Source organism: Mangrovicoccus sp. HB161399 (assembly GCF_013184745.1).
GTDB lineage: Bacteria > Pseudomonadota > Alphaproteobacteria > Rhodobacterales > Rhodobacteraceae > Mangrovicoccus.
In genome coordinates, this window is record NZ_JAATVU010000203.1 from 1 (window position 1) to 2058 (window position 2058).

At 63.2% G+C, this 2058-nt stretch carries 1 protein-coding gene and 1 pseudogene; one reads left to right on the forward strand and one right to left on the reverse strand.

Features of this window, described 5'->3' with window-relative positions; genetic code table 11:
- Positions 1 to 93 precede the first annotated feature (93 nt).
- Positions 94 to 1091: pseudogene (locus tag HCC78_RS32255) on the reverse strand (IS481 family transposase).
- A 234-nt stretch (positions 1092 to 1325) separates the two neighbouring features.
- On the opposite strand from HCC78_RS32255, the gene HCC78_RS32260 reads away from it, so the two are divergent.
- Positions 1326 to 2058 (forward strand): transposase (locus HCC78_RS32260; RefSeq protein WP_172332775.1); only part of this gene is annotated, 733 nt, incomplete at its 3' end.

The window sequence follows — 2058 nt, forward strand, 5'->3', positions numbered from 1 at the left end:
GATCCGCTCGTCTGGTCCGCCCCGCGCATGCCTGTCTCCGCCGCTGGTCCGCAGCGGGCGGACCATGTTCTGCAGCCGGCGTCGGGGCCCGGCCTAGGTGTTCAGTCCCGGCATCTGGTGGATCGGATCGAGGATGAATCTGTCTGGCTCTGATGTCCATATCTTGCAGATGTATTCGTATGGTGTGAGCCCGTTGATGGTCTTGAGGCGGCGCGCGAAGTTGTAAGCTGCCATGAAGTCTGCGAGGTGCGTGCGCAGCTGGTCGTGGCTGTCGCAATGGTACCGTTTGACGGTCGCCTCCTTGATCGTGCGGTTCATCCGTTCGACCTGTCCGTTGGTCCAAGGATGGTTGGGCTTGGTCAGCCGGTGCTCGATCCCGTTGACCTCGCAGATCATGTCGAAGCGGATTTGCCGGGAATGGGCGGTGTTCCGGTTCCTGGACTGGTCGGCGAACTGGATGCCGTTATCGGTCAGGATTGTGTGGATGCGGTAGGGAACGGCTTTGAGCAGGTGCTCCGGGAACTCCCACGCCGTCCGTCTGTCGGCCTTCTCGACCAGCTGAGTGACCGCGAACTTGCTGGTGCGATCGATTGCCACGAAGAGACAGAGCTTGCCCTCTGCGGTCTGCACTTCGGCAATATCCATGTGAAAAAATCCGATCGGGTAGCGCTTGAAGCGCTGAAGCTTAGGCTTGTCGTCCTCGACGTCCGGCAGCCGCGAGACCCCATGCCGCCGAAGGCAGCGGTGCAGCGCTGATCGGGTCAGGTGCGGGATCGATGGTTGCAAGGCGTACAGGCAGTCATCCAGCGGCAGCAGCGTGTGGCGTCGAAACGCGACGACGGCCGCCTCCTCAGCCTCGGTGAGGACCGTCGAACGAGGCTCCGTTGGCCCGGTCTTGCGATCATCGACCGTCTGCCGTTTACGCCACTTCGCAACCGTCTTGGGATTGATCCCGAGCTCCCGGCTCAGCGCCGCGGCCGAAGCTTGCGATCGCTGTATGCTGCTCTGACGGCGTGCGCCCCTCTCGGCGAATGCGCACATTCGCCTTCCGGTCAGAGGATCGTGGCGCTTCCGTGACGAACTTGTCCCATAGGGCATCCTTCCATTCCTTCGAAAGGATCACACCATCAAACCGTGGGATCAAACACCTAGGCTCAGGACCCTGCTGGTGCATGTTCCGGCCGGGCGTCGGACCGCAGCCTGCCCCGGGCATTGTCGGTTCATCGAGCAATTCGACCGTTCATCGAGTGCGCAGGCTGTGTGAAAACTCGCCCGATATCACACTGACTCTGCTATACTTTCCGCACAAGCGGGGGAGGCAGGGCATGGCGGGTTTCATCGAAGGTGCGGGGCGGCAGCAGGCGATGCTCTTTCCGGAAACGCTGGACGACTACGTCGGAGAGGCCAATCCGGTGCGGGTGGTCGATGCCTTCGTGGAGATGCTCGATCTGGCCGCCCTCGGCTTCAGGACAGCGGCGAAGGAGACCGGCCGCCCGGGATACCATCCCGGGCTGATGCTGCGCATCTACGTCTATGGCTATCTCAACCGCATCCAGTCCTCGCGGAGGCTCGAAACCGAATGCGGCCGGAACCTGGAACTGATCTGGCTCACCTCCAGACTGAGGCCGGACTTCAAGACCATCGCGGATTTCCGGAAAGAGAACGGCCCGGCGATCCGCAAGGTCTGCCGGCAATTCGTCCTGTTCTGCCGCGACATGAGCCTGCTCGACGCCGACACGGTCGCGATCGACGGCAGCCGGTTCAAGGCCGTGAATGCCAAGTCGAAAAGCTACACGCTGGAGAAATTGCGGCGCAAGACGAAGGACTTCGACGCCGGCATTGCCCGCTACATGGCCGAACTGGACCGCGCTGACGCCGCCGAGGCGGAAGGCGGCCAGCCCTTGCCGAAGGGACGGCTGGAACGGCTGGCGCGCAAGTTGGCTTTCCTCGTCCGCGAGGCCGAGCAGACCCGCGCGATGCAGGCGCGCATGGAAGCCTCGGGCGAGACCCAGGTGTCGCTGACCGATCCGGATGCCCGGGCCATGGCCACGACGGCGC